Genomic DNA, 24,052 nt, shown 5'->3' with positions numbered 1-24,052 from the left:
CGCTTCAGCGCATCGCCCGCGCGGTCATCGGACTGGCGTGACGGGCGGCGAAATGGCAGGCCGAATAACCACCGTGCTCCTGTCGGTGCCAATCGGGTTCTCGCTCAGCACAGATGCCGTCGGCCATGGGGCAGCGCGTGCGAAAGACGCAGCCCGAAGGCCGCGCCCGGGGATCGGGCAGCTCCCCTTCGAGCAGGATCTGCGGCTCGGCGGCGGCGACGACACGCGGCACGCAGGACAGCAGGGCGCGCGTATAGGGATGTGCCGGTCGGTCGATCAGATCGGCCGTGGCGCCCTGCTCGACGAGGCGGCCCAGATACATCACGAGCAGGCGGTCGCATAGCTGCCGGACGACGGCGAGATCATGGCTGATAAAAAGCATGGCCATGCCCCGCCGGGCGCGGAGGTCGCGCAGCAGGTTCAGAATCTGCGCCTGTACGGAGACGTCCAGCGCCGACAATGGCTCATCGCAGATCAGCAGGTCGGGCTCTACAACCAGTGCCCGCGCGATCGCGATGCGCTGCGCCTGACCGCCGGAAAAGCTGTGCGCGAAGCGCTGGCCGTGCGCCGGATCGAGCCCGACGGCCTCCAGCGTTGCCGCAATGCGCTCACGACGCTGGTGACGGTCCAGTTCCGGGCAGAGCGCGCGCAGCGGCTCGGCCAGCAACTTGTTAACCCGCATGCGCGGATCCAGGCTGGCCGTCGGATCCTGGAAGACCATCTGCACGGCGCGGCGCTGGTTCCGGCGCATGCCGCGGCGGCCGAGCTGCTCGCCATTGAGAATGACCGCACCGCGGTCCGGCGCACGCAGACCCGCCAGGCAGCGCGCGAGGCTCGACTTGCCGCAACCGGATTCGCCGACGAGGCCGACGATCTCGCCCGGACGGATGTCCAGGCTGACGTCGTCGACGGCGACCAGATCACGGCCGTAGACGGCGCGCAGCTTGCGCACCGCCATGACGGGCGCGCCGTCTAGTCGAGCAGGCTGCGCAGCATCCACGCGGTCTTTTCGTGCAGCTGCATGCGCTGCGTCAGCAGATCGGCGGAGGGCTCGTCACTCACTTCCTCGGCCTCCTTGAAGACGGAGCGCGCGGTCTTGGCGACGGTTTCGTGGTCCTTGACGAGCTGGCGCACCATCTCCATGGCGTCAACCTGCTTGGTTTCCTCGCGGACCGTGGCCAGCTCGTCGAACTCCTTGTAGCTGCCGGGCGCGCGCTCGCCGAGGGTGCGAATGCGCTCCGCGACCTCGTCGACCGCAGTCGCGGCCTCGGTGTAGTGCTGCTCGAACATCTGGTGAAGGGTCGTGAACATCGGCCCCGTCACGTTCCAGTGGAAGTTGTGTGTCTTCAGATAAAGGGTGTACTCGTCGGCGAGCAGGCGGCACAGACCACCGGCGATGGTCTTCCGCTTTTCCTCGCTGATGCCGATATCGATATCCATATTCTTGTTGCCTCCTTGGATGAGATGCCTTGAGCCTAGCCCGCTCGCGGCGCTTTCGCCAATTGTCGTGCAGCCACGCGCTAATAGCGCCCTTCAATCGCCGCCAGGGGGCTCAGCTACCGCGCTGCTTGCGCAAGCGATAGTAGGCGAGGACATCCTTGGCGGGCTGCTCCGGCCGCCAACCGAAGCGTTGGGCGAAGAGGCTGCCGTCGAGCAGGACTGGATACTTGAAATAGTTGACGAGATAGGGCGGAAAGAAAGCCCCCCAGTTCAAGGCCCGGCTTAGCAGGCCCGCGGCCTGCGGCGGCACGGGAGGTACCAGGAGCCGACGGCAGCCGGCCAGCTGCAAGGCCCGCTGATAGGGCAGGTAGCGATCCGGCGCCACATTGAAGACACCGTGGGCACCGCCTTCGTAAGCACGGACAACGGCTTTCGCCATGTCGTCGACATGCAGGAACTGCATCATCGGAGAATGCCCGGCAACGGTCGGAGCAATGCGCCGTGCCATGAGCAGGGACATGCTGTTGCGTACACCGGGGCCGAGAATATTGCATGGGCGCAGGATGCCCAGGCGAATCTCCGGGTGCTTCCACAGCCAGATCTGAGCGAGGTTTTCCAGCTCGACCGCATCTATGAGGTCCTGGGTGATCTCGCTCGCCTTCAGTGGCGAGTCCTCCGTCAGCAGCGCCGGGTTGTAGGGGCTGGCACCATAGACGTAGTAGGTCGAATGGATCAGCACCTGCGACAGGTCGTACTTCAGGCATAGCTCCAGCAACCGCCGAGTACCCAGAACGTTGGCGTTGTAGCGATGCAGGCGCGTCGACTGATGCGGGAAGATGCGGCCCAGGTGCAGCACTGCGTCGATGCTGTGGCGGCGAAAAATGCCCTCGAAGCCGCCCGATTGCACGTCCACCTTGTAGCTGGCAATGCCGGAGTCAGTATCGACGCGGTGGCGGAAGTCGGCGGCGATCAACCGGCAGCTGCCGTGGAGGCGCGCGATAACGCGCCGTGCCAGCGAGCCCGCGGCGCCGGTCACGAGTACCGTTGGGCGCTCCAAAGCACTGTCGCTCAAGGGCAGAAACCTTTGCGGCTAACGCGGGCGAAGACCGCGGTGACGAAATCAGACGGGGAAGTTGCCACGCAGCGCGTCGATGGCGCGCAGCACGTCCGAGCGGCTGATGCTGCCGACCAGGCGGTTATCGGAAACCACCGGGTAGCGCTTGAAGGGCGCCTCCTGAAACATGCGCGCAACTTCGAGAATGCTGGTATCGGCGTCGACCGTAATCACCTTTGGGGACATGAAGTCGCCAACGCGGCCGCCAAGATCGCCGTGGTAGCCGGCATTCAACGCCAGCCGCATGCAATCCTTCTCGGAGAGCATGCCGACGAGATTGCCGAGCTTGTCGAGCACTGGCGCGCCGGATACGCCTTTCTCAATCAACGAGTTGATGGCGGCCAACACGTCGGTTTCCGGTGTGAAGGTCAGCAGGCTCGCGCTCATGTAGTCCTGAACGCGGATCTTGTCGAGCGATGTCCGCACGGTACGCCCCGATTTTGTGGATGTCGTAAGCGCAGTATGCCGCAGCGCGCAGGCCTTGCGCCGCGCTTCAGCGCTCGGCGTCGGCCGGAGCCTCGCAACGGTCGGCGCTATCGGCGCCGCAGAAGCCGCAGCGCTCACCCGTGACATTCGACAGGCCGCCGCAGCTGCCCTTGAGGGGCTTGTTCTGCACCAGCCCCAGTGCCAGTCCGCCGAAGGTGACAGCCAGAACCGCAAAAGTGACGAGGAAGAGGACGATATCGCTCATGATTGTGCTCCTGCCCTTAAAGACAGCGCCACGGCCGAGAGGTTCTCAGCCGCCGAAGTCGTCGAGCATGATGTCCTCGCGCTCGACACCGAGATCCAGCAGCATCTTGATCATCGCCGCATTCATCATGGGCGGGCCGCACAGATAGAACTCGCAGTCCTCCGGCGCCTTGTGGTCCTTGAGGTAGTTCTCGTAGAGCACCTCATGGATGAAGCCGGTGGGTCCGTCCCAGTTGTCCTCGGGCAGCGGCTCCGAGAGCGCGACATGCCAATCGAAGTTGTCGTTCTCTTCGGCGAGCATGTTGAAATCCTCGACGTAGAACATCTCGTTCTTCGAGCGCGCGCCGTACCAGAAACTCATCTTGCGGTCGGTCTTGATGCGGCGGAGCTGGTCGAAGATGTGACTGCGCATGGGCGCCATGCCGGCGCCACCACCGACGAAGATCATCTCCTTGTCCGTCTCTCGCGCGAAGAATTCGCCGAAGGGGCCCGAAATGGTGACGTTGTCGCCCGGCTTCAGGCCGAAGATATAGCTCGACATCGCGCCAGGCGGCAAATCGGGCTGGCGCGGCGGCGGCAGCGCGATGCGGACGTTGAGCATGATGAGTCCGCGCTCTTCCGGATAATTCGCCATCGAATAGGCGCGCATCACTGGCTCGTGGACCTTGGAAATGTGCTGCCAGACGTTGAACTTGTCCCAGTCAGGCTGGAAGCGCTCCTCGATCTCGAAGTTCTTGAAATGCACCTCGTGCGGCGGCGCCTCGATCTGGATGTAGCCGCCGGCGCGGAAATCGACGTTCTCGCCCTCGGGCAGCTCCAGCACGAGCTCCTTGATGAAGGTGGCGACGTTGTGGTTCGACTTGACCGTGCACTCCCACTTGCGGACGCCGAAGACTTCTTCCGGCACCTGAATCTTCATGTCCTGCTTGACGGTCACCTGACAGGAGAGACGATCCCCATCGCGGGCCTCGCGCTTGTTGATGTGCCCTTCCTCGGTGGGAAGGATGGCGCCGCCGCCCTCGAAGATCTTGACGCGGCACTGCGCGCAGGTGCCGCCACCGCCGCAGGCCGAGGGCACGAAGAGGCCATTCTCGGCCAGCGTGCCGAGCAGCTTGCCGCCGGTGGGCACCGACAGTTGCTTCTCGCCGTTGATATCGATGGTGACGTTGCCCTGTGGCACCAGCTTGGAGCGGGCGAGCAGGATCACGCTCACCAGCACCAGCACGATACCGGTGAAGAATCCCACGCCGAGAACGACTTCCAACATGGCGCAATGCCTCCTAGATCTGGATGCCGGAGAAGGCCATGAAGCCGAGCGACAACAGGCCTACCGTCATGAATGTGATGCCCAGGCCCTGCAGGCCATCGGGGACATCCGAATACTTCAGCTTCTCGCGCACGCCGGCGAGCGCGACGATAGCGAGTGCCCAGCCGGCACCCGACGCGGCTCCGTAGACCGTCGCTTCGGCGAGGTTGTAGTCCCGCTCCACCATGAACAGCGTGCCGCCAAGGATCGCGCAATTCACTGTAATCAATGGCAGGAAGACGCCGAGGGCGTTGTAGAGGGCAGGCACATACTTGTCGAGGAACATCTCGAGCAGCTGCACCATCGCGGCGATGATCCCGATGTAGGAGATCAGCCCGAGGAATGACAGATCGACTTCCGGCAGGCCGGCCCAGGCCAAAGCGCCGTCCTTGAGCAGGTACTGATAGACGAGGTTGTTCGCCGGCACGGTGATGGCCTGCACGGCGATCACCGCGATGCCGAGGCCCAGCGCCGTCTCGATCTTCTTCGAGATGGCGAGGAAGGTGCACATGCCCAGGAAGAAGGCAAGGGCGAGATTCTCGACGAAGATCGAGCGAATGGCGAGATTGACGAGTTCCATAGCGAGCGGGCCCTAAAGCACTTCGGTGCGGTGCACCTGATGGATCTGGTAATCCGGCTTCTCGACCTGCTCGGGCTTCCAGGTGCGTACACCCCAGATCAGGAAACCGATCAGGAAGAAGGCCGAGGGCGGCAGAAGCAGCAGGCCATTGCTGACATACCAGCCCCCTTCACTGGCCAGCGTGAAGATCTGCACGCCCATCAGAGAGCCCGAGCCGAAGAGCTCGCGAACGACGCCAACCGCCACCAGGATGAAGCTGTAGCCGAGCGAGTTGCCCAACGCGTCGAGGAAGCTGGGAATCGGCGGGTTCTTCATCGCGAAACCCTCGGCACGGCCGAGGATGATGCAGTTCGTGATGATCAGGCCGACGAAGACCGACAACTGTCGTGCGATGTCGTAGAGATAGGCCTTGAGCACCTGGTCGGCGACGACCACCAGCGAGGAAATGATGGTCATCTGCACGATGATGCGGATGTTGTTCGGTGTGATGTTGCGGACGAAGCTGATGAAGAAGCTCGACAGGCAGCAGACGGCCGTGAAGGCAGCCGCCATCGTCAACGAGGTCTCCAGCTTCGAGGTCACCGCCAGTGCCGAGCAGATGCCCAGCACCTGCAGGATGATCGGGTTGTTGTCGAAGACCGGTTCCTTGACCAGTTCCTTGAGATTCCCTGCCATGAATCAGCTCCGCGCTTCGCGCTCGATGAAGGGTTTGTAGCCGCGCTCGGAGAACCAGAAGCGCATGAGGTTGCTGACCCCATTGGAGGTCAACGTAGCGCCCGATAGCGCATCCACCTTGTGCTCCGAGCCCGGACGCTGCGGGTCGATTCCGCCCTTGACGAGACGGAATGCCGGCTCGCCGTCGTCATAGACCTTCTTGCCTTCCCATTGTTCGCGCCACTTGGCGTTGTCCACCTCGCCGCCGAGCCCCGGCGTCTCGCCGTGGTCGTAGAAGGTGACGCCGGCGATGGTGTTGGCATCGGGCTCCAGCGCCACGTAGGCGTACATGGTGGACCACAGCCCGTAGCCGTTCGCCGGGAAGACGTAGTTGCGCACATCACCGTTCTCGTCGCGCACGACATAGACGATGGCCTTCTTCGGGATTGCGCCGATGCCTGCGATGTCCTCGGCGCCGGATAGCGCGACATTCGAGCCGGACTCCTTGGCGGCAGCAAACATGTCGTACTTCGCCGGATCGACGCCACCGACTTCCTCACCGGTCTGCAGATCGATCACTAGCGTCTCAATGCGCTCCTCGAAGACCGCATTAACGTCCATGCCCCGTTCGTAGAGATCGACCACCTGCAACACATTCGCGCGCTGATCGAGCAGCCGGTTCTTTTCCTGTGCCGGGCGCAGCGACACCGCTGCCCCTGCAACGACGATCGCGCAGGTCATGCACAGCACGATGGCCATAATGAAGATGTAGCTCGTGGAATCCTTATTCATAGCCATCGTTCAGGCAGCCGCCAGGGTGCGCCGTTCACGCCGCTTCATGTTCGCCTTGATGACGAAGTGATCGATGAGCGGGGCAAAGATATTGCCGAAGAGGATGGCCAGCATCACACCTTCGGGGAAGGCCGGGTTGACCACTCGGATCAGCACGGTCATGAAGCCGCAGAGCGCGCCGAAGATCCAGCGACCTACATTGGTATGGGACGAGGATACCGGGTCGGTCGCCATGAAGACCGCGCCGAAGGCGAAGCCGCCCATCGTGAAGTGCCAGTACCAGGGCACCTCCATATAGGCACCGCCACCGATCACATTGAAGAGCAACGTCGTAGCGATCATGCCAGCGAACATGCCGAAGATGATCCGGTAGTTGGCGATTCCCGTGTACACCAGGAAGGCACCGCCGATAAGGATGGCGATGGTGGAAACCTCACCCACCGAGCCCGGAATGCTGCCGACGAAGGTCTGCATCCAGCTGATGCCGCCATCGGTGATGCCAGCGACGCCGTTCTCTGAAGCCATGGACAGCGCAGTGGCCTGGGTATAGCCGTCCGCAGCCACCCATACCGCGTCACCGGACTGCTGCGCCGGATAGGCGAAATAGAGAAAGGCACGGCCAACCAGCGCCGGATTCAGGAAGTTCTTGCCGGTGCCGCCGAAGATTTCCTTGCCAATAACGACGCCGAAGCTGATACCCAATGCCACCTGCCAGAGCGGCGTGGTCGGCGCCAGGATCAGCGAGAACAGGATCGAGGTAACGAAGAAGCCCTCGTTGACCTCGTGATTGCGCACCCCGGCGAAAATCACCTCCCACATGCCGCCGACGATGAAGGTCACCATGTAGATCGGTAACCAATACGTCAGGCCGTGGATGACATTGGCCAGGTGGCTCGAAGCGTCGTAGCCGAAGGGCGCGATGAAGAGGTGACGCCAGCTGTCGACCTGATCGACGCCCATCGCCGCCAGCGCCTGATTGGCCTGGAAGCCGACATTCCACGAGCCCATGAGAATGACCGGGAAGGTCGCCAGCCACACGTAGATCATCGTGCGCTTGAGGTCGATGCCGTCGCGCACGTGCGGCGCGCCGCGGGTCACATCCCCGGGCGAATAGAAGAAGGTATCCACCATCTCGTAGAGGGCGTAATACTTCTCGAACTTTCCGCCCTTGGCGAAAAGCGGGTGCATGCGATCCAGAAAGCCGCGGAGTCCCTTCTGTGCCATGGTCCTAGCCGTCCCTTTCGATGAGGTCGAGACTGGCGCGCAGATGCGGGCCGAAGTCGTACTTGCCGACGCAGACGAAGGACATCAGCGAGACGTCCTCCTCGATCAGTTCCAGGGCACCGAGGCCCTGGGCCGTATCAGTGTCCCGCACGATCAGTGAGCGCAACAGCGGCGTTGCCACGATGTCCAGCGGCATAACCTTTTCGTAGTTGCCGATGGGCACCATGGCGCGCGGCGAGCCGTTGGTGGAGGTATTCAGGTCGAAATCGCGATTGCGCGCGGTGATCGCCGAGACATAGGCGCGCGTCACCGAATAGCGCTCGCCGAAGGGGTTCAGCCAGCCGAAGAGCCGGCGCTGGTGCCCTTCCGGCAACACGCTCACCTGCGTATTGTAGCGACCGAGAAAGGCTGCCCAACCGGCCGCGCGCCGGCCGTTCCAGACCGAGCCCGAGATGGCGCGCGCATCCATATCGCGCAACTCGCCGCGCATGAGGTCATCGATGGACGCACCCAGGCGCGTGCGCAGCAGGCGCGGCTTCGACACCACCGAACCGCCCAGCGCCACGACGCGCTCGGTGCGGATGCGGCCCGTCGTGAGCAGCGCGCCAACGGCGATCACGTCCTGCGGACCGATATGCCAGTTCGGCTTCTCGACGGTCACCGGGTGCAGGAAGTGCATGTGCGTGCTGGGCAGGCCTGCCGGATGCGGGCCGGCGAACTCCGCCACGCGGATGCGATCCGATTCCGGCACCGGGATATCGGCGCCGGGCGCTACGCAGACGTAGACCGGCCCCTCGGTCAGGCGCAGCAGCGCCTTCAGGCCGGCCTTGAACAGCTCCGGCTGGTCGCCGATGACCACCTGCGGATCCGCCGACAGCGGATTCGTGTCGATGGCGTTGACGAAAATCGCAGAGGCCTCGGCGTCGACGGCCGGGATCTTGCCGAAGGGTCGCGTGCGCAGCGCCGTCCACTGGCCGGAAGCCACCAACGTGTCGCGCAGCGCCTGCGGGTCGGCGCTGTCCAGACGCCCCGCATCGATGGCGTCGAAGGTAACGGCGTCGTCGCCATCGATATCGATGACCACCGACTGCAGCACGCGCCGGGCGCCGCGATTGACCGCGCGCACCGTGCCGCTGGCCGGGGCCGTGACGACCACGCCGGGATTCTTCTTGTCCTCGAAGAGTGGCTGGCCGAGCTTGACCCGATCGCCCTCCTCGACCGACATGCTCGGCTTCAGACCGACGTAATCGGGCCCGATCACGGCCACCGACGACACCCGCGGCGCCTTGTCGATGCGCTGCTCGGGCTTGCCGGCCAGCTGCAAGTCCAGACCCTTCTTCAGTTTGACGCGATGCTTTTCCACGCTGGGGGTTCCCCGCCTGCTCAATTCGGGTTAGCGAAACCGCAGTAGTTTAACGGTTGCGCGCCTTCGGCTTCCAGCGCGTCGCGAGCGTGATCAGCCGGATCAGTCGAAACGCGCCCGAGCGCCCGGCATGGCAGCGGCCAGCCGGCGTGCCAGCGTCACCGCCGATTCGGCTGCCTTGGGGTACTCCAGCCGTGCAATGTGGAAGAGCGCGTCCCCCTCGTAGCAGAGCGGCAGACTGACGCGACCGATGACGATGCCGTCCGAGTGCGCCAGCACAGGCGTATCGACGCCACCGACCGGGTCGCCGATCCAGCCGATGCGCTCGCCCTCGGCCACGGCCCGGCCCAGATCGGTCTGCGCGCGCAGCACCCCCGATACCGGCGCGCGCACCCAGCTGCTGCTGTGCGCCACCACGGGCTGCACGGGCAAAGCCCGCCGGGCGTGCGCGCGCAGCATGCGCATCTCGCGCAGCACGTTCATGACGCCGCGCACGCCGAGGCGGATGGCCACCTCGTCGAAGCGCAGCGCCTCGCCGGCCTCGTAGAGCAACACCGGCTTGTGCTGGGCGGTGGTGTACTCGCGCAGCGTGCCCGCCGCCGGTGCCGAATCCAGCAGCAGCGGCGCACCGAAGGCCTTGGCCAGGGTCGCGGTGCGCTCGTTGGATAGATCGGCGCGGATCTGCGGCAGGTTCGGGCGCTGCAGCGCGCCGGTATGCAGATCGATGCCGGCATCGGCGCGGTCGACGACCTCGGTGATGAAGCGGTTCGCCATGCGCGCGGCCAGCGAGCCGGAGGCCGAACCCGGGAAGCTGCGGTTGAGGTCGCGCCGGTCCGGCAGATAGCGCGTGCGCTGCAGGAAACCGAGCACGTTGACCACCGGCACCGCCAGCAGCGTACCGGCCATCTGCTTCAGCGCCGGCAGCTCCAGCACGCGGCGGATGATTTCGATGCCATTGATCTCGTCGCCGTGCAGCGCGGCCGAAACGAAGAGCACCGGCCCCGGACGGCGCCCGTGCACGACGTGCACCGGCAGCGTGACCGGCGCGCTGGTGTAGAGGGTGCCGAGTTGCAGCGCCACCTGCCGACGGGTTCCCGCCGGAACGCGCTGGTCCTCGATCAGGAAGTCGTCGGCGCGCTTGCCAGCCACCGTCGTCTGTCTCAGCCGCGACCGCGCGTGCGGGTGCGGCCGGGACGCGCGTGCGTCTCCAGGTGCCCGATGACCTGGCCGGCGATATCGCGACCGGTCGTGCGCTCGATGCCTTCCAGCCCCGGTGAAGAGTTCACTTCCAGCACCACCGGCCCGTGATTGGAACGGATGAGGTCAACACCGCACACATTCAGTCCCATCGAAGCCGCCGCGCGCACGGCCGTCGAGCGCTCCTCGGGCGTGATGCGCACCGAGCGCGCCTGACCGCCGCGGTGGATATTCGAACGGAATTCGCCCTCCTTGGCCTGGCGCTGCATGGTGGCCACCACCTTGCCGCCGATCACGAAGCAGCGGATATCCGCGCCCTTGGCCTCGGCGATGTATTCCTGCGTCAGGAAGTGCGCGTCCAGCCCGCGGAAGGCGTCGATGACACTCTCCGCCGCCTGCTTGGTCTCGGCCAGCACCACGCCCTTGCCCTGGGTGCCCTCGATCAGCTTGATGACCATGGGCGCGCCGCCGACCAGATTCATCAGGTCCTGAGTGTCGTCCGGCGAGTGCGCGAAGCCGGTGATGGGCAGGCCGATGCCCTTGCGCGCCAGCAACTGCAGGCTGCGCAGCTTGTCGCGCGACCGCGAAATGGCCACCGACTCGTTCTGGCAGTAGACCCCCATCATCTCGAACTGGCGCACCACAGCCGTGCCGTAGAAGGTAATGGAGGAACCGATGCGCGGGATGATCGCCTCGAAGCCCTCCAGGCGCTTGCCCTTGTAGTGGATCTCCGGCTTGTGCGGAACGATGTTCATGTAGCAGCGCAACGCGTCGATGACCTCGACCTGATGACCACGCGCTTCGGCGGCCTCGACGAGGCGGCTGGTCGAATAGAGGCGACGGTTGCGGGAGAGAATGCCGATTTTCATGGGCGCTTGAGCAGATAACTGGATTGGGGGTCGACGAGACAGTGCCCGGCCAGGGCCGCGCGCCCGACGAGCATGCGATAGCGTAAACCGCGACGCGCGGTGAGGCTGATCTGGATCTCGGTGCAATAGTCGCCGAGCTGCAGCGTCGTCAGAATGATCGGGCGCAGCTCACGGTGACCGCCGGCGTCCGTGATCCAGCGCTCGTCGAGCAGCGGCACCCGATGCTCCTGGGTCGCACCCACCGCACGAAAGCGCACCTCATCGTTGCGCAGGCGGATGTGTGTGGCTGCCAGCGCCGAGCTGCGCGCCCCCGTATCCATCTTCGCGCGCACCGGCTTGCGCAGCAGATCGGGCAACGTCACCCACTCGCGCCAACCGACGCGCAGCAGATTTGGGGCCGCCTCCGGCTCTGGCCTAGAATGCGACATGCATCAAACGCGGCCCTGCGGCCGTCGGAGCGGTTTCAATGAGCGACAACACGGCATCCTTTCGCGATTTCGACGAGTTCTACGCCTATTACCTTGAGGAGCACAGCAACCGGACCAACCGGCGACTGCACTTCGTGGGGACGAGCCTGGGACTGCTGCTCTTCGTTGTTGGCATCGTCACCTTCCAGCTCTGGCTGATTCCGGCAGCGCTGGTGGTCGGCTACGCCTTTGCCTGGGTGGGCCATTTCTTCTTCGAACAGAACAAGCCCGCCACCTTCAAGTATCCCTGGCAATCCTACAAGGGCGACTGGCGCATGTGGTGGGAAACGCTCGCCGGCAAGATCCCCTTCTGAACCCCGGGCAGCAGGAATCGCCCGACATGACGCGGATCCGCCACAGGCCCCAATGGCTGACCCGAGTGCGGCGGCTGGGCAGGCGTCATGGCCGCGGGCGCCGCTGCGCCGCGGCGGGCGCCATGGCAGCTCGGCGAGCCATGCATAGCGGCGACGCCACCGTGATGGGCGACGGGCACGCCCACGGAGATTCGAGCGGAAGCGAACATGTCTGACTACGACGTCATCGTGATCGGCGGCGGGCACGCCGGCACCGAAGCCGCCCTGGCCGCGGCGCGCTCGGGCGCGCGCACGCTGCTGCTGACGCAGAACATCGACACCCTCGGACAGATGTCCTGCAACCCGGCCATCGGCGGCATCGGCAAGGGCCATCTGGTGCGCGAGATCGACGCCCTGGGCGGCGCCATGGCGCGCGCCGCCGACGCTGCGGGCATCCATTTCCGCACCCTCAATGCCTCCAAGGGCGCGGCCGTGCGCGCCACGCGCGCCCAGGCCGACCGGGTGCGCTACCGCACCGCCATTCGTCGCATCCTCGAGCAACAGGACGGCCTGGAGATCTTCCAGCAGGAAGTCACCGGTCTGCGCGTCAGCGGCGGGCGCGTCACCGGCGTCGAGACCGCGGGCAACATGGTCTTCGGTGCGCGCACGGTGGTGCTCACCGCCGGCACTTTCCTGTCCGGGCTGATCCACGTCGGCGACCGACAGCAGACCGGCGGCCGCGCCGGCGACGCGGCCAGCACCCGGCTGGCGGACATGCTGCGCGAAGCCATGCCGCGCACCGGCCGGCTCAAGACCGGCACGCCGCCGCGCATCGACGGCCGCTCCATCGACTGGTCGCGCTGCAGCACCCAGCCCGGCGACGAGCCGCGCCCGGTCTTCTCCTTCATGGGCTCGCGCGCCGACCACCCGCGGCAGATTCCCTGCCATATCACGCGCACCTGCACGGCGACCCACGAGGTCATCGCGGCCAACCTGGAGCGCTCGCCGATGTTCTCGGGGGCAATCGACTCCCTGGGGCCGCGCTACTGTCCGAGCATCGAGGACAAGATCCACCGCTTCGCCGATCGCGACAGCCATCAGATCTTCCTCGAGCCGGAGGGGCTGGACAGCACCGAAATCTACCCCAACGGCATCTCCACCAGCCTGCCCTTCGCCGTGCAGCAGGAGTTCCTGCGCACGATCCCCGGGCTGGAGGCCGGGCGCATCACCCGCCCCGGCTATGCCATCGAATACGACTACTTCGACCCGCGCGATCTGTCGCGCAGCCTGGCCACACGTGCCGTAGCCGGCCTCTACTTCGCCGGCCAGATCAACGGCACCACCGGTTACGAAGAAGCCGCCGCGCAGGGGCTGCTGGCCGGCATCAACGCAGCGCGCGAAGCCCGCGGCGAAGAAGCCTGGGTGCCGCAGCGCTTCGAAGCCTATATCGGCGTGCTGGTTGACGATCTCACCACGCGCGGCACCAGCGAGCCCTACCGCATGTTCACCTCGCGCGCCGAGCACCGCCTGCTGCTGCGCGAGGACAACGCCGACGCGCGCCTGACGCCCATCGGCCGCGAGCTGGGGCTGGTCGACGACACCCGCTGGGCGGCTTTCGAAGCCAAGCGCGAGGCCATCGCGCGCACCCGCGAACAGCTGGAGCAAACCTGGTTGACGCCCAGCCACCCCGCACGCGAATCATTGGCCGAGCGCGTTGGCCCACTTCCGGAGTCGAGCCGCGTGTCCGCCTTCGAGCTTCTGCGCCGCCCCGAGGTCGACTTCAGCCTGCTCGCCGAACTGGACTTGGCCGACACCACAACCGATGAGATCGTGGCGCAGCAGCTGTCCATCGAAGCGCGTTACGCCGGCTATATCGCCCGCGCCGAAGCCGAAGTCGCGCGCATGTCCCAGGCCGAGAACGCACAGCTGCCAGCGGACATGGACTACGGCGCGGTTTCCGGCCTCTCGAATGAGGTGCGCGACAAGCTCGCTGCCCACCGCCCCGAGACCGTCGCCCAGGCTGGTCGCATCCCGGGCATCACGCCAGCAGCAACCTCGCTGCTGCTCGTACATCTCAAGAAGCGCGGCCAACTCGCGAAGAGCGCTTGAGGGCGGGGAAGAGAACCACAGGTTTCACAGATTGACGCAGATTCTTCCCGCTTCTGGCGTGCGCTGACTTCGTCTGCGTACGCCAGAAAGCACACCCCGAAATCTGCGTAATCCGCGGTTATGCCTCTGTCAGAACGGCCAGATACGCGGAATCAGCGTCACGGCGACGACACCTGTGAGCACGTTCAGCGGTAGGCCAACGCGCGTGAAATCGAGGAATCGGTAGTTGCCCGGGCCGGCCACCATCAGGTTGGTCTGATAGCCGAGCGGCGTCGAGAAAGCGGCCGAGGCGGCAATCATGACGGTCACCACGAAAGGCTCGTGGGCCAGCCCCATGCCCGAAGCCGCCGCCACGGCGATGGGAAACATCAGCAGAGCCGCCGCGTTGTTGGTGATCATCTCGGTCATGATCGAGGTCACGGCGTAGGTCAGTGCCAACAGCAGCCACGGCCGGTCCCCCGCCATGGCCAATGCGCTGGAGGCGATCACCGCCGAGGCGCCCGTCACCTGCAGCGCCTCGCCGAGTGCAAAAGCGCCGGCGATGACCAGCAGCACCTGCATGTCCACGCTCTTGCGCGCACCTGCCACGCCCACGCAGCCGCTGGCCACCATCGCGCCGGCGCCAATCAGCGCGGCGGTAAGCATGTCGAAGACGCCAGCCACCACCGTACCGACGATGCCCGCCAGCACCAGCCAGGCTGCCCAGGCGCGCTCGTAGCGCGGCGGATCCTCGCCGTGCTGGCTGATGAGGAGGAAGTCCGGCGAATAGCGATGGCGCTGCACCCAGACCGGGCGCGCCTCCAGCAACAGCGTGTCCGCCGGCCGCAAGCGCACCTCGCCCAACCCGCCACGCAGACGCTTGCCGTCCCGCGCCATGGCGACCACGGAGGCGCCGTAGTAGGTGTGGAAGCGCGAGTCGCGCAGCGTCTGCCCGATCAAGGGGCAGCGCGCCGACAGCACGACCTCCACCAGCTTGCGCTCCGGGTACTGCTGGGCGATTGCGGCATCAGCCTCACGCACGGGCTGCAGGCCCTTGATGCGCTGCAGATCCAACACCGAAGTGATATCACCGGCGAAGACGAGGCGGTCCTCGGCCTGCAGCCGCTCCTCGGTGTTCACCGCTGGCACGACACCGCCATCGCGCACGATCTCCACAAGAAAGACCTTGCCCAGGTGGCGCAGCCCGGCTTCGCCGATGGTCTTGCCTACCAGCGGTCCGTCGGCGAGCACGTCCATTTCCACGGTGTATTCACGCGGATTCTCGAAAGGGCTGCCGGCAGCCTCGCGATCCGGCAATAGGCGGCGCCCGATGGTCAGCAGATAGAGCATGCCGGCCAGCGCGCAGGGCACGCCCACCATCCCCAGCTCGAAGAAGCCCAGGCCGCGCCCGCCCTCGGCAACCCACTTGCCGTTGACCACGAGGTTTGTGCTGGTGCCCACCAGCGTGCACATGCCGCCGAAGATCGCGGCGTAGCTCAGCGGCATCATCAGCCGCGAGGGCGATACCCCCGTGCGCCGCGCCCAACCGGCGACCACGGGCAGGAATGTGGCCACCACCGGGGTGTTGTTGATGAAAGCGGACAACCCGGCGGTGGGCAGCATGATCTTGAGCTGCGTCCAGCGCAGGCCACCGCCGTTACCCAGCCAGCCGCGCGAGGCCAGATCGATGGCGCCGGTCTCGCGCAGGCCGGCGGCGACGACGTACATCGCCGCCACGGTGATCATGCCGGCGTTGGAGAAGCCTGAGAGCGCTTGCTCCGGCACGAGCACGCCGAAGGCCAGCAACACCACCATGCCCCCCAACACCGCGATCTCGGGCCGCAGCCGCTCGGTTGCGAGCAGCAACAGCACGCCGAGGATGACCGCAACGGCCAACCACGCCTCCCAACCCATTCTTGCCGCCTACCTTCCGCCGAATAAGACGCGCAGGCTATCAGGACGGCGCGCCGCTTCCCACAAGGAACGAATAAGAAGGTGCATCGCTATCACTTCGAGCGATAAGTGCAGGCTGGACAGGAACTGGCCAGATTCCGGTAGACGCCTGCCACGCCCGGCTTGGCGGGGTTTTCCACAACTCGCTCCCAGCCTTGTTCGCACCCTGTGTGCAAAAGCTACGGCCCGCGGCTACGCGCCTGGTTAGAAAATGGCCTCTCACGGCACACGCCCGCCAGTACAGCGGCGCCGAGGCTTATCCACAGCTTCTGCGCAGGGTGCTGGACAGCATCTGTGCGCAAAAGGATTATTCGCGATAACCGAGCTGCTCGAGCAGGCCGTCGAGTTCGTCGAGGGAGAAGAAGCGCAGACGCAGCTCTCCCCGCCCGCTGCCGTCGGCCTGCAGCGTCACCGGGCAGGCCAGATGCTCGCCGAGCGCGCGTTCCAGCCGTTCCCATTCCGGCTCACGACGGCCATCGGCCGGTTTCGGGGCCGCCGCACGCGCCAACGCTTTCTCCAGCTGCCTGACCGTCCAGCTCCGGCGCAGGCATTCGTCAGCCATCCGCTTCTGCTGCTCGGGGGCCACACCGGCAAGAGCACGGGCATGGCCCATGCTCAGCTCGCCGGCATCGACCATGGCTGAAACCTCGTCGCAGAGCTTGAGCAGACGCAGAAAATTGCTGACATAGACGCGCGACTTGCCGATGCGGTGGCCAATTGCCTCGTGCGTCAGCTCCAGCAGATCGGCCAGCCGGCGCAGCCCCTGTGCCGTTTCCATCGGCGACAAGGACTCGCGTTGCAGATTCTCCACAAGACCCAGCACCTGCGCGGAAACCGGGTCGAGATCGTTGCGCACGATGGCCGGAATCCGCTTCATGCCGGCGCGCTGGGCCGCCCGCCAACGCCGCTCGCCAGCGAGCAGCTCGTAGCCATCGTCGATGCTACGCAGCACCACCGGCTGAATGACCCCGGAGGCGCGCAGCGACTCGGCTAGCTCGTCGAGCGCTGCCTCGTCGAAGCGCCGCCGGGCCTGGTTGGCGCCGGGGCGAATCTGCTCGATGGGCACGTCGCGCGTAGTGGTTGTCATAGTCTGGTCGAGTGGGTGTGAAGGCAGCAACAGGCGCTGTGAAATAATGCGCGCCGATTCCGGGAACCCAAACCATGAAGGATGCAATGGAAGCGCACTACCGGGCCATTATCGAGGCCGTAGGCGAAGACAGCGAGCGCGACGGGCTGCGCGATACCCCGGGCCGCGCCGCGCGTGCCATGGCATTCCTCACCCGTGGCTACCAGCAGCAGATCGACGACATCGTCAACGGCGCCGTCTTCGAGTCGACCAACAACGAGATCGTCATCGTCCGCGATATCGAGCTCTATTCGCTCTGCGAGCATCATCTCCTGCCCTTCATCGGCCGCGCCCACGTCGCCTATCTGCCCAGCGGCAAGGTCATCGGCCTGTCGAAGATCCCGCGCATCGTGGACATGTTCGCGCGCCGGCTGCAGATTCAGGAGAACCTCACCCAGCAAATCGGTGAAACCATCCAGCAGGTCACCGACGCCCGCGGCGTCGGCGTTGTCATCGAGGCGAAGCATCTCTGCGCCATGATGCGCGGTGTCGAAAAGCAGAACTCTTCGATGACCACATCCTGGATGCACGGCCGCTTCCGCGATGACCCACGCACGCGCAGCGAGTTCCTGACGCTCATCAACCGGGGCAACGGATAGCGGCTCCGTCGCTTACTGTCGGTCGTGGGGACAGGCCGGTTACAATCGGTCAGAAGCTGGAAGGGTGTCACGCGCCCGATCGAACCGGCCCGCTGCCGACACGCCACTGCGAGGAAGACGCGCCATGACCGGCAATCCCAAACTGCCGCAGGATCTAGCCCACCGTCTGGAGCTCATCCGCTCCATCGAAGACGTGGTGCGACAGGAAATGGCCACGCACATTGAGCGCCGCAATCTCTGGATGCCGGACGACCTCGGTTCGGCCGACATCGCCCTCGGCGAGGAGCGCGACGCCGAGCTGCGCGAACTGCGCGAGCGCGCCCGTGGCCTGCCGGCGGCCGTGCGGGTGGCAGTAGCACTGAATCTGCTCACCGAGGAGGGCCTGCCGCACTTCCACCGCCTCATCGCGACGCACTTCCCGGAAGGCTCGGCCTGGCGCGACTGGAACAATATGTGGACCGCCGAGGAGGACCGCCACGGCTGCGTGTTGCGCGACTACGTCCGCGACGCCCGTCTCTTCCACATGCGGGTCTTCGAGCAGGAGCAGTACGGCTACATCGCCGCCGGCTTCGACCCGGACTGGGAGCAGGACCCCTACCGCCTGCTGGCCTACACCAGCCTGCAGGAGAAGGCCACGCAGTACGCGCACGCCAACACCGGCCGGCTGGCGCGCGATTACGAACCGCAGCTGCAGCGCGTGCTCGCGCATCTCGCCGGCGACGAGTCGCGCCACTATCAGTTCTACCGCAGCATATTCGCGACCCTGCTCGCCGAGGATCCGAACCGCGCGCTGGTCTCGCTACTCAAGGTCACGGTGGGCTTTGCCATGCCCGGCCACGCCATCGGTGACTTCGAGGCGATGAGCGAGGTCGTGGCGCGGCAGAACATCTTCGGCACGCGGCAGTATCGGGAGATCGTTATCGAGCTACTCGACTACTGGCAGATCGGCGCCATGACCGGCCTGTCGGCCGAAGGTGCCAAGGCGCAGGAGCGCCTGATGAAGATGCCCTCGCGCATGGAGCGCATGGTCAAGGCGCAGGAAGCGCGCAGCGAGCCCAAGGAGTTCCGCTTCGCCTTCATCGGCGACGAGACCATCCGTACCTGAGCGCGCGCCCCGGATCAGGGAGCAACCGCTACACTCGCGTCACGCATTTCGGGGGAAAGGCATGAGCAAGCAGAAGGCCGTCGTCGTCACCGGCGCCGGCAGCGGTCTCGGGCGAGCGCTCGCCCTGCACTACGCCCATCAAGGCTGGTCCGTAGCAGCCCTGGATATCGACCGCGCCGCTGCCGAAGCAACCGCGCAGGCCGTCATGGCCGAGGGCGGCGACGCCATCGCTGAAGCCGTGGACGTGCGCGATGCGCAGGCCGTCGAGGCCGCAGCCGCAGCTGCCGCGGAGCGCTTCGGACGCCTCGACGCCTGGGTCAACAACGCCGGCATCGCATCCTCCGGCACGGTGGCGGATGCCCCCATGTCGCAGTGGCAGACGGTGCTGGATATCGACCTGCTCGGCGTCGTGCGCGGCGCGCGCGCCGCCATCCCCTGGCTGCGCGAGGCCGGCGGCGGGCACATCACCAATGTCGCTAGCTTCGCCGGCATCGCCAACCCGCCGGGCATGGCCAGCTACAACGTCGCCAAGGCCGGCGTCATCTCGCTTTCCGAAACGCTGCGCGCCGAGCTGGCCGACGACAACATCCACGTCGTCGTTGCCTGCCCCAGCTTCTTCAAGACCAATCTGCTCGCCACCAGCCGCACAGTCGCCGGCGAAGCCGCACCGGAGAAGCCGCAGGCCATGGAAAAGATCACCGAGAAGCTGATGGCGCGCTCCAGTTTCACAGCCGATGACGTGGCAGCGGCCATGTACCGCGCCGCGGAGCGCGGTCAGTTCCTCGTCGTGATGCGGCCGGACCTGCCGCGCTGGGCGCTCAAGCGCGCCTCACCGGAGCTCTTCTTCAAGATGGTGCGCCGCGCCACCCGGGCCTTCATCCAGCCACGTCCGGGGCAATAACGAAGCCCGCCTGCACCGGCGCAGCCTCGACAGACTGCCAATCCAGCTGGTCCACGCGCGCGGCTCGCGGACCACTGTTCAGCGCGGCACGGAACGCCTCCAGCGCCTCGGGCGCGCCGGCGGCCTCGCCGACGACGCTGCCGTCGGCGGCATTCGCCACCCAGCCGCGCACACCGATGTCCTGCGCCCGGGCCTGCGTGTGCGCGCGGAAGGCCACGCCCTGCACGCGACCACGTACGCGGAAGCGATACACTGCCTGCTCACTCATCGACCACCTGTCGACTGATCTGCATGTCCCTACTCCGTCGTCTACGGAATACCGTACGCCCCCCGTTGCGCCGTCTTCAGGGCAGCGACGAGGACGCGCACTTCAGGCTAAGGCTTCCAGCACGCGACGACCAGGAGGGTGATTGGCTGGCCTTCGACTGTGCCATCACGACGCGCGAGGATGCCGACGGCGAGCACCTGCGGCTGCGCAGCCATCTGCGCGCCGACTTCTCGCGCCTGCTACCGATGACCAGGGCGCCTGCGCGCGCCCGCCTGAGCGCCCCGGCCGAACCCGGCACGCGCGGCCGCGCGCTGCAGCAGCTGAGCAACCGCGCTGGACGGCTCGTGGGACGCGTGCTCGACACCGCCCTGGACACGGCCGTGGCCCGCCGCATGCTGGCGCCGTTGGCCGGGCAACGCGTCGAAAGCTGGATGGACCTGCACGGCAGCACCGCGCCGCTGGATAGCAACGCCGACGACATGCTGCCACGTGGACTTGCGCGCATCGGCGTCATGCCCGACCGCGACGGCCCGCCCGTGCAGAGTTGGGCAGGACCGACGCCGCGAGGCATGGCGCAGATCACCACGCTGCAGATCGACGAGCGGCACCTGATGGCCGGGCGCCGCGGCAAGGCCTCCGACAAGCCGCTGCGACTGGCCGCGACCTTCGCGCAGATCGTCGAACAGTCCGGCGAGCGCGACGACGACTGAGCCCGTGACCGAGGCCATGCCGGGCATGACGCCCCGCGAGCGGCGGCGCCGCATTCACGCGCAGGCGCTGCCCATCATCGGTGGCATGGCTTCGCAGAATGTCCTGAATCTCGTCGACGCCTGGATGATCGGCGCCCTCGGGGCATCGGCGCTGGCCGGCGTCGGCCTGGCCAGCTTCATCGTCTTCGTCGCCGTGGCCTTCATCTCCGGCATGGCGCCCTCGGTGCAGAGCATCGCCGCACAGCGCTTTGGCGCCGGCCGGCCCGACGAGGCCGCCGCCGCGCTCAACGGCGGCCTGCTGCTGGCCGTGGCCGTGGGCCTGCCGGTGAGCCTGCTGCTGATCGCAGCGACGCCGGCGTTGATGGCGCTGCTCAACAGCGATCCGGCCGTGCAGGAAGCCGGCGGCGTCTATCTGATGATCCGCCTGACCGCGGTGGCCTTCGTCGGCATGAACTTCGCGTTCCGGGGCTACTGGAGCGCCGTCGACCGGCCGCGCTACTACTTCGGCACCATCGTCGCCGTCCACGTGCTCAACGTCGCCATCAGCTATCCGCTGATCTTCGGCTACCTCGGCCTGCCGGAGATGGGGGTGGCCGGCGCAGCCATCGGCACGGCCGCCAGCCTGGTGATTGCCACCCTTATCCACATCGCGCTCGGCCTGCGCCTCGCCGCCGGCGACGGCCTGCTGCGACGCCTGCCCGCGCGCAGCGACATCGCCCGCCTGCTGCGCCTGGGCCTGCCCAATGCCACCCAGCAGCTGCTCTTCGCCATGGGCTTCACGGCGCTGTTCTGGATCGTCGGCCAGATCGGGACCCAGGAGCTGGCCGTAGCGCACGTGCTGGTGACCTTCTCGCTGGTGGCCATCCTGCCGGGTCTGGGCTTCGGCATCGCCGCCGCCTCGCTGGCCGGCCAGGCCATCGGCCGCGGCGCCCACCTCGAAGCCGCACGCTGGCCCTGGGATGTCTTTCGCGAGTCGCTGCCCATCTTCGTGCTGCTGGCCGCGGTGGCACTGCTGGCCACCGAGCCCGTGCTCGGCCTCTTCCTGCGCGAGGAGCATCTGGTGGCGCTGGGCGTCACGCCGCTGCGCATCTTCGGCCTCGGCATCGTCGTCGACGCCCTTGGCCTGATTCTGATGCACGCGCTGCTCGGCGCCGGCGCGGCCCGGCTGGTGATGATCGTCGCCGTGTCCCTGCAATGGGCGTTCTTTCTGCCGATCGCCTGGGTACTCGGCCCTTATCTGGGGCTCGGGCTCACTGCCGTCTGGCTGGCCATGGTGGTCTGGCGCGGCGCGCAGACCGCGATCTTCGTGGCGGCCTGGCAAGGCGGGGGCTGGCGACGACTGCGCGTCTAGCGACGGCGCGATGCGGTATCAACCCCGGCCGGGCAGCATTACCTGCACGCGGGGATTGGCTACAGTGATTACCGATGACCCGGAAGGAGATTGTCAATGCGCCTGATCCTGCTCCTGGCGAGCGTCCTCATCATCGGCTTGCTGGTAGCGCGTCAGATCGGCCCGTCACCCGCGCCGCAGGCCGATGGCGGGGAGAGCAACGCCGTGCAGGCGCCCAACGCTCCGGGCGATCTGGACCGCTTCGCCGATGACATGAACCGCAGCGTCGAGGAATCCGCACAGCAACGCCGCGAGGCCATCGAGGCGCAAAGCCGCTGAGCGACCGGCGCGGCGCAGCCGCAGGATCACCCCGCGTCGAAGCGCTGCTCGCGCGTATCCGAGAAAGTGATCTCGGGATAACGCTCCTCGGCCATCTGCAGGTTCACGCGGCTGGAGGCCAGATAGACCAGGTAGCCGCCGTGGTCCAGCGCCAGGCGCTGCTGGTTGGCGTCCTTGAACTTGTCGAGGCTCTTCTGATCCGGTGCTTGTACCCAACGCGCGGTGTGCACGGTTACCGGCTCGAAGCTGCATTCGACGCCGTACTCGTCGCGCAGGCGCTGCTGGGCGACGTCGAACTGCAGCACACCGACAGCACCCAGCACGATGTCGTTATTCGTAATCGGCCGGTAGACCTGCGTCGCACCCTCCTCGCAGAGCTGGTCGAGGCCCTTGTTGAGCTGCTTGGCCTTGAGCGGGTCGCGCAGCACCACCCGACGGAACAGATCCGGCGCGAACACCGGGATGCCGGTGAAGGTCACCGGATCGCCGCTGGAGAAGGAATCGCCGATGGCGATGGTGCCGTGGTTGTGCAGGCCGATGATGTCGCCCGGGTAGGCGCGCTCGACGTGGTCGCGCTCCGCCGCCATGAAGATCAGCGCGCTGGACACGCGCACCGGCGCGCCGATACGTACGCTGTGGAGCGTCATGCCGCGCTCGTAGACACCCGAGCACACACGCATGAAGGCGACGCGGTCGCGGTGCTTCGGATCCATGTTGGCCTGGATCTTGAAGACGAAGCCGGAGAAGTAGTCCGCGTCCGCTGGCACCGGTGCCGGCTCGGCCTCGCGCGGCTGCGGCGGCGGCGCCCATTCGGCGAAGCCGTCCAGCAATTCCGAGACGCCGAAGCTGTTGATGGCGCTGCCGAAGAAGACCGGCGTCAGCTTGGCCGCGCGGTAGTCCTCCAGGTTGAACTCGGTGCCCGCCATCTGCAGCAGCTCGATCTCCTCCAGCAGCTGCTGATAGGGCCGCCCCAGGCGCTCGGCGATGCCTGGCGCGTGCAGGCCCTCGACCTTCTCGATGTCCGATATGCGGTCCTTGGCGCCGGTATAGAGATAGAAGCAGTCCTCGAGCAGATGGTAGACGCCCTTGAACTCGTGTCCCATGCCCACCGGCCAGGTGATGGGCGCGCATGCCAGCCCGAGCACCTTCTCGATCTCGTCGAGCAGCTCCAGCGGCGGGCGTCCTTCGCGGTCCAGCTTGTTGACGAAGGTGATGATGGGCGTGTCGCGCAGCCGGCAGACCTCCATCAGCTTGATCGTGCGCGGCTCCACGCCCTTGGCCGCGTCGATGACCATCAGCGCCGAGTCCACCGCCGTCAGCGTGCGGTAGGTGTCCTCGGAGAAGTCCTCGTGCCCCGGCGTGTCGAGAAGATTCATGATCTTGTCGCCGTAGGGGAACTGCATCACCGAAGTCGTCACGGAGATGCCGCGCTGCTGTTCCAGCTGCATCCAGTCCGAGGTCGCGTGCCGCGTCGACTTCCGCCCCTTGACGGTGCCCGCCATCTGAATAGCGCCGCCGAAGAGCAGCAGTTTCTCAGTCAGGGTGGTCTTGCCGGCATCCGGATGCGAGATGATCGCGAAGGTCCGGCGGCGGGCGACCTCTTGGGCAACGGAGGCCATGAGGATGCTCGGGTGCTTAGGGAGA

Annotated in this window: 26 protein-coding genes; 8 read left to right on the top strand and 18 right to left on the bottom strand. The window is 66.3% G+C overall.

The features are described from left to right. Positions 1 to 4: 4 nt before the first annotated feature. From U743_RS00615 to U743_RS00550, 14 genes are all read right to left on the bottom strand, one after another. Positions 5 to 958 carry an oligopeptide/dipeptide ABC transporter ATP-binding protein gene (locus U743_RS00615; RefSeq protein ID WP_043764717.1) on the bottom strand — a complete coding sequence of 318 codons (954 nt, stop codon included), beginning with the start codon at positions 956 to 958 and terminating at the stop codon, positions 5 to 7. 14 nt (positions 959 to 972) lie between these two features. Next, on the bottom strand, positions 973 to 1,440 hold the full coding sequence (locus U743_RS00610; RefSeq protein ID WP_084191252.1) for a Dps family protein: 468 nt from the start codon (positions 1,438 to 1,440) through the stop codon (positions 973 to 975). A 112-nt stretch (positions 1,441 to 1,552) separates the two neighbouring features. Then, positions 1,553 to 2,512: an NAD-dependent epimerase/dehydratase family protein gene (locus tag U743_RS00605; RefSeq protein ID WP_043764715.1), complete on the bottom strand. Its 960-nt coding sequence runs from the start codon at positions 2,510 to 2,512 to the stop codon at positions 1,553 to 1,555. A 48-nt stretch (positions 2,513 to 2,560) separates the two neighbouring features. Further along, positions 2,561 to 2,980: a CBS domain-containing protein gene (locus tag U743_RS00600; RefSeq protein WP_232226685.1), complete on the bottom strand. Its 420-nt coding sequence runs from the start codon at positions 2,978 to 2,980 to the stop codon at positions 2,561 to 2,563. A 67-nt stretch (positions 2,981 to 3,047) separates the two neighbouring features. Then, positions 3,048 to 3,245 (bottom strand): (Na+)-NQR maturation NqrM, encoded by a 198-nt coding sequence (gene nqrM / locus U743_RS00595; RefSeq protein ID WP_043764714.1) that lies wholly within the window; start codon positions 3,243 to 3,245, stop codon positions 3,048 to 3,050. A gap of 45 nt (positions 3,246 to 3,290) precedes the next feature. Next, positions 3,291 to 4,511, bottom strand: a complete 1,221-nt coding sequence (nqrF, locus tag U743_RS00590; RefSeq protein ID WP_043764713.1) for an NADH:ubiquinone reductase (Na(+)-transporting) subunit F — start codon at positions 4,509 to 4,511, stop codon at positions 3,291 to 3,293. Between the two features lie 13 nt (positions 4,512 to 4,524). Then, the gene (gene nqrE / locus U743_RS00585; protein WP_043764711.1) at positions 4,525 to 5,130 is read right to left on the bottom strand and encodes an NADH:ubiquinone reductase (Na(+)-transporting) subunit E; all 606 of its coding nucleotides are present in this window, start codon (positions 5,128 to 5,130) and stop codon (positions 4,525 to 4,527) included. A 12-nt stretch (positions 5,131 to 5,142) separates the two neighbouring features. After that, positions 5,143 to 5,805 carry an NADH:ubiquinone reductase (Na(+)-transporting) subunit D gene (locus U743_RS00580; RefSeq protein WP_043764709.1) on the bottom strand — a complete coding sequence of 221 codons (663 nt, stop codon included), beginning with the start codon at positions 5,803 to 5,805 and terminating at the stop codon, positions 5,143 to 5,145. Positions 5,806 to 5,808: 3 nt separating this feature from the next. Beyond that, positions 5,809 to 6,576 carry a Na(+)-translocating NADH-quinone reductase subunit C gene (locus U743_RS00575; protein ID WP_198021869.1) on the bottom strand — a complete coding sequence of 256 codons (768 nt, stop codon included), beginning with the start codon at positions 6,574 to 6,576 and terminating at the stop codon, positions 5,809 to 5,811. Positions 6,577 to 6,585: 9 nt separating this feature from the next. Next, positions 6,586 to 7,800 carry an NADH:ubiquinone reductase (Na(+)-transporting) subunit B gene (locus U743_RS00570; RefSeq protein WP_043764705.1) on the bottom strand — a complete coding sequence of 405 codons (1,215 nt, stop codon included), beginning with the start codon at positions 7,798 to 7,800 and terminating at the stop codon, positions 6,586 to 6,588. 4 nt (positions 7,801 to 7,804) lie between these two features. Next, positions 7,805 to 9,163, bottom strand: a complete 1,359-nt coding sequence (locus U743_RS00565) for a Na(+)-translocating NADH-quinone reductase subunit A (RefSeq protein ID WP_043764703.1) — start codon at positions 9,161 to 9,163, stop codon at positions 7,805 to 7,807. A gap of 102 nt (positions 9,164 to 9,265) precedes the next feature. Continuing rightward, positions 9,266 to 10,312, bottom strand: a complete 1,047-nt coding sequence (locus U743_RS00560) for a succinylglutamate desuccinylase/aspartoacylase family protein (protein WP_052367356.1) — start codon at positions 10,310 to 10,312, stop codon at positions 9,266 to 9,268. An 11-nt stretch (positions 10,313 to 10,323) separates the two neighbouring features. Further along, positions 10,324 to 11,229, bottom strand: coding sequence for a 30S ribosomal protein S6--L-glutamate ligase (gene rimK, locus U743_RS00555; RefSeq protein WP_043764701.1), 906 nt, complete (start codon positions 11,227 to 11,229; stop codon positions 10,324 to 10,326). Continuing rightward, on the bottom strand, positions 11,226 to 11,657 hold the full coding sequence (locus U743_RS00550) for an ATP-dependent zinc protease family protein (protein ID WP_052367355.1): 432 nt from the start codon (positions 11,655 to 11,657) through the stop codon (positions 11,226 to 11,228). Before U743_RS00550 ends, rimK begins: the two co-directional genes overlap by 4 nt. A gap of 38 nt (positions 11,658 to 11,695) precedes the next feature. Here U743_RS00550 and U743_RS00545 point away from each other — a divergent pair, with 38 nt between their 5' ends. Both U743_RS00545 and mnmG read left to right on the top strand, forming a co-directional pair. Then, a complete protein-coding gene (locus tag U743_RS00545) occupies positions 11,696 to 12,010 on the top strand; it encodes a DUF962 domain-containing protein (protein WP_052367354.1) in 315 nt (104 codons plus the stop codon). Positions 12,011 to 12,217: 207 nt separating this feature from the next. Then, the gene (gene mnmG, locus U743_RS00540; RefSeq protein ID WP_043764697.1) at positions 12,218 to 14,098 is read left to right on the top strand and encodes a tRNA uridine-5-carboxymethylaminomethyl(34) synthesis enzyme MnmG; all 1,881 of its coding nucleotides are present in this window, start codon (positions 12,218 to 12,220) and stop codon (positions 14,096 to 14,098) included. A 129-nt stretch (positions 14,099 to 14,227) separates the two neighbouring features. On the opposite strand, the gene U743_RS00535 is transcribed toward mnmG, so the two are convergent. Next, positions 14,228 to 15,991, bottom strand: a complete 1,764-nt coding sequence (locus U743_RS00535; RefSeq protein WP_043764695.1) for an SLC13 family permease — start codon at positions 15,989 to 15,991, stop codon at positions 14,228 to 14,230. A 346-nt stretch (positions 15,992 to 16,337) separates the two neighbouring features. Further along, on the bottom strand, positions 16,338 to 17,117 hold the full coding sequence (locus U743_RS00530) for a ParB/RepB/Spo0J family partition protein (protein WP_043764692.1): 780 nt from the start codon (positions 17,115 to 17,117) through the stop codon (positions 16,338 to 16,340). A gap of 74 nt (positions 17,118 to 17,191) precedes the next feature. On the opposite strand from U743_RS00530, the gene folE reads away from it, so the two are divergent. From folE to U743_RS00515, 3 genes are all read left to right on the top strand, one after another. Further along, positions 17,192 to 17,755, top strand: a complete 564-nt coding sequence (folE, locus tag U743_RS00525; RefSeq protein ID WP_043764691.1) for a GTP cyclohydrolase I FolE — start codon at positions 17,192 to 17,194, stop codon at positions 17,753 to 17,755. 124 nt (positions 17,756 to 17,879) lie between these two features. Further along, positions 17,880 to 18,860 carry an acyl-ACP desaturase gene (locus tag U743_RS00520; RefSeq protein WP_043764689.1) on the top strand — a complete coding sequence of 327 codons (981 nt, stop codon included), beginning with the start codon at positions 17,880 to 17,882 and terminating at the stop codon, positions 18,858 to 18,860. A gap of 61 nt (positions 18,861 to 18,921) precedes the next feature. Then, entirely contained in the window at positions 18,922 to 19,761 is an 840-nt protein-coding gene (locus U743_RS00515; protein ID WP_043764687.1) for an SDR family NAD(P)-dependent oxidoreductase, read from the top strand. On the opposite strand, the gene U743_RS00510 is transcribed toward U743_RS00515, so the two are convergent. Further along, positions 19,736 to 20,029, bottom strand: coding sequence for an acylphosphatase (locus U743_RS00510; RefSeq protein ID WP_043764685.1), 294 nt, complete (start codon positions 20,027 to 20,029; stop codon positions 19,736 to 19,738). The genes U743_RS00515 and U743_RS00510 overlap by 26 nt on opposite strands. A gap of 65 nt (positions 20,030 to 20,094) precedes the next feature. Between U743_RS00510 and U743_RS00505 the strand changes: the two genes are divergently transcribed. The 3 genes from U743_RS00505 (at position 20,095) to U743_RS00495 (ending at position 22,408) form a co-directional block, all read left to right on the top strand. Further along, on the top strand, positions 20,095 to 20,739 hold the full coding sequence (locus U743_RS00505; RefSeq protein ID WP_043764684.1) for a hypothetical protein: 645 nt from the start codon (positions 20,095 to 20,097) through the stop codon (positions 20,737 to 20,739). A 4-nt stretch (positions 20,740 to 20,743) separates the two neighbouring features. Continuing rightward, positions 20,744 to 22,090 (top strand): MATE family efflux transporter, encoded by a 1,347-nt coding sequence (locus U743_RS00500; RefSeq protein WP_052367353.1) that lies wholly within the window; start codon positions 20,744 to 20,746, stop codon positions 22,088 to 22,090. 96 nt (positions 22,091 to 22,186) lie between these two features. After that, on the top strand, positions 22,187 to 22,408 hold the full coding sequence (locus tag U743_RS00495) for a hypothetical protein (RefSeq protein WP_043764682.1): 222 nt from the start codon (positions 22,187 to 22,189) through the stop codon (positions 22,406 to 22,408). Between the two features lie 26 nt (positions 22,409 to 22,434). Here the strand turns inward: U743_RS00495 and U743_RS00490 are convergent, their stop codons facing one another. Continuing rightward, positions 22,435 to 24,027, bottom strand: coding sequence for a peptide chain release factor 3 (locus U743_RS00490; protein ID WP_043764680.1), 1,593 nt, complete (start codon positions 24,025 to 24,027; stop codon positions 22,435 to 22,437). Between the last annotated feature and the right edge of the window lie 25 nt (positions 24,028 to 24,052).

It is taken from the genome of Algiphilus aromaticivorans DG1253, assembly GCF_000733765.1.
GTDB classification, from domain to species: domain Bacteria; phylum Pseudomonadota; class Gammaproteobacteria; order Nevskiales; family Nevskiaceae; genus Algiphilus; species Algiphilus aromaticivorans.
The sequence above is the reverse complement of the archived record's forward strand: the minus strand, read 5'-3'. Positions and strand labels throughout refer to the sequence as shown.

Coding starts and splice junctions, on each gene's coding strand:
- U743_RS00615 (WP_043764717.1), bottom strand. CDS start 958: ATGGCGGTGCGCAAGCTGCGCGCCGTCTACGGCCGTGATCTGGTCGCC.
- U743_RS00610 (WP_084191252.1), bottom strand. CDS start 1,440: ATGGATATCGATATCGGCATCAGCGAGGAAAAGCGGAAGACCATCGCC.
- nqrM (WP_043764714.1), bottom strand. CDS start 3,245: ATGAGCGATATCGTCCTCTTCCTCGTCACTTTTGCGGTTCTGGCTGTC.
- nqrF (WP_043764713.1), bottom strand. CDS start 4,511: ATGTTGGAAGTCGTTCTCGGCGTGGGATTCTTCACCGGTATCGTGCTG.
- nqrE (WP_043764711.1), bottom strand. CDS start 5,130: ATGGAACTCGTCAATCTCGCCATTCGCTCGATCTTCGTCGAGAATCTC.
- U743_RS00580 (WP_043764709.1), bottom strand. CDS start 5,805: ATGGCAGGGAATCTCAAGGAACTGGTCAAGGAACCGGTCTTCGACAAC.
- U743_RS00575 (WP_198021869.1), bottom strand. CDS start 6,576: ATGAATAAGGATTCCACGAGCTACATCTTCATTATGGCCATCGTGCTG.
- U743_RS00570 (WP_043764705.1), bottom strand. CDS start 7,800: ATGGCACAGAAGGGACTCCGCGGCTTTCTGGATCGCATGCACCCGCTT.
- rimK (WP_043764701.1), bottom strand. CDS start 11,229: ATGAAAATCGGCATTCTCTCCCGCAACCGTCGCCTCTATTCGACCAGC.
- U743_RS00550 (WP_052367355.1), bottom strand. CDS start 11,657: ATGTCGCATTCTAGGCCAGAGCCGGAGGCGGCCCCAAATCTGCTGCGC.
- U743_RS00545 (WP_052367354.1), top strand. CDS start 11,696: ATGAGCGACAACACGGCATCCTTTCGCGATTTCGACGAGTTCTACGCC.
- mnmG (WP_043764697.1), top strand. CDS start 12,218: ATGTCTGACTACGACGTCATCGTGATCGGCGGCGGGCACGCCGGCACC.
- U743_RS00535 (WP_043764695.1), bottom strand. CDS start 15,991: ATGGGTTGGGAGGCGTGGTTGGCCGTTGCGGTCATCCTCGGCGTGCTG.
- U743_RS00530 (WP_043764692.1), bottom strand. CDS start 17,117: ATGACAACCACTACGCGCGACGTGCCCATCGAGCAGATTCGCCCCGGC.
- folE (WP_043764691.1), top strand. CDS start 17,192: ATGAAGGATGCAATGGAAGCGCACTACCGGGCCATTATCGAGGCCGTA.
- U743_RS00520 (WP_043764689.1), top strand. CDS start 17,880: ATGACCGGCAATCCCAAACTGCCGCAGGATCTAGCCCACCGTCTGGAG.
- U743_RS00515 (WP_043764687.1), top strand. CDS start 18,922: ATGAGCAAGCAGAAGGCCGTCGTCGTCACCGGCGCCGGCAGCGGTCTC.
- U743_RS00510 (WP_043764685.1), bottom strand. CDS start 20,029: ATGAGTGAGCAGGCAGTGTATCGCTTCCGCGTACGTGGTCGCGTGCAG.
- U743_RS00495 (WP_043764682.1), top strand. CDS start 22,187: ATGCGCCTGATCCTGCTCCTGGCGAGCGTCCTCATCATCGGCTTGCTG.
- U743_RS00490 (WP_043764680.1), bottom strand. CDS start 24,027: ATGGCCTCCGTTGCCCAAGAGGTCGCCCGCCGCCGGACCTTCGCGATC.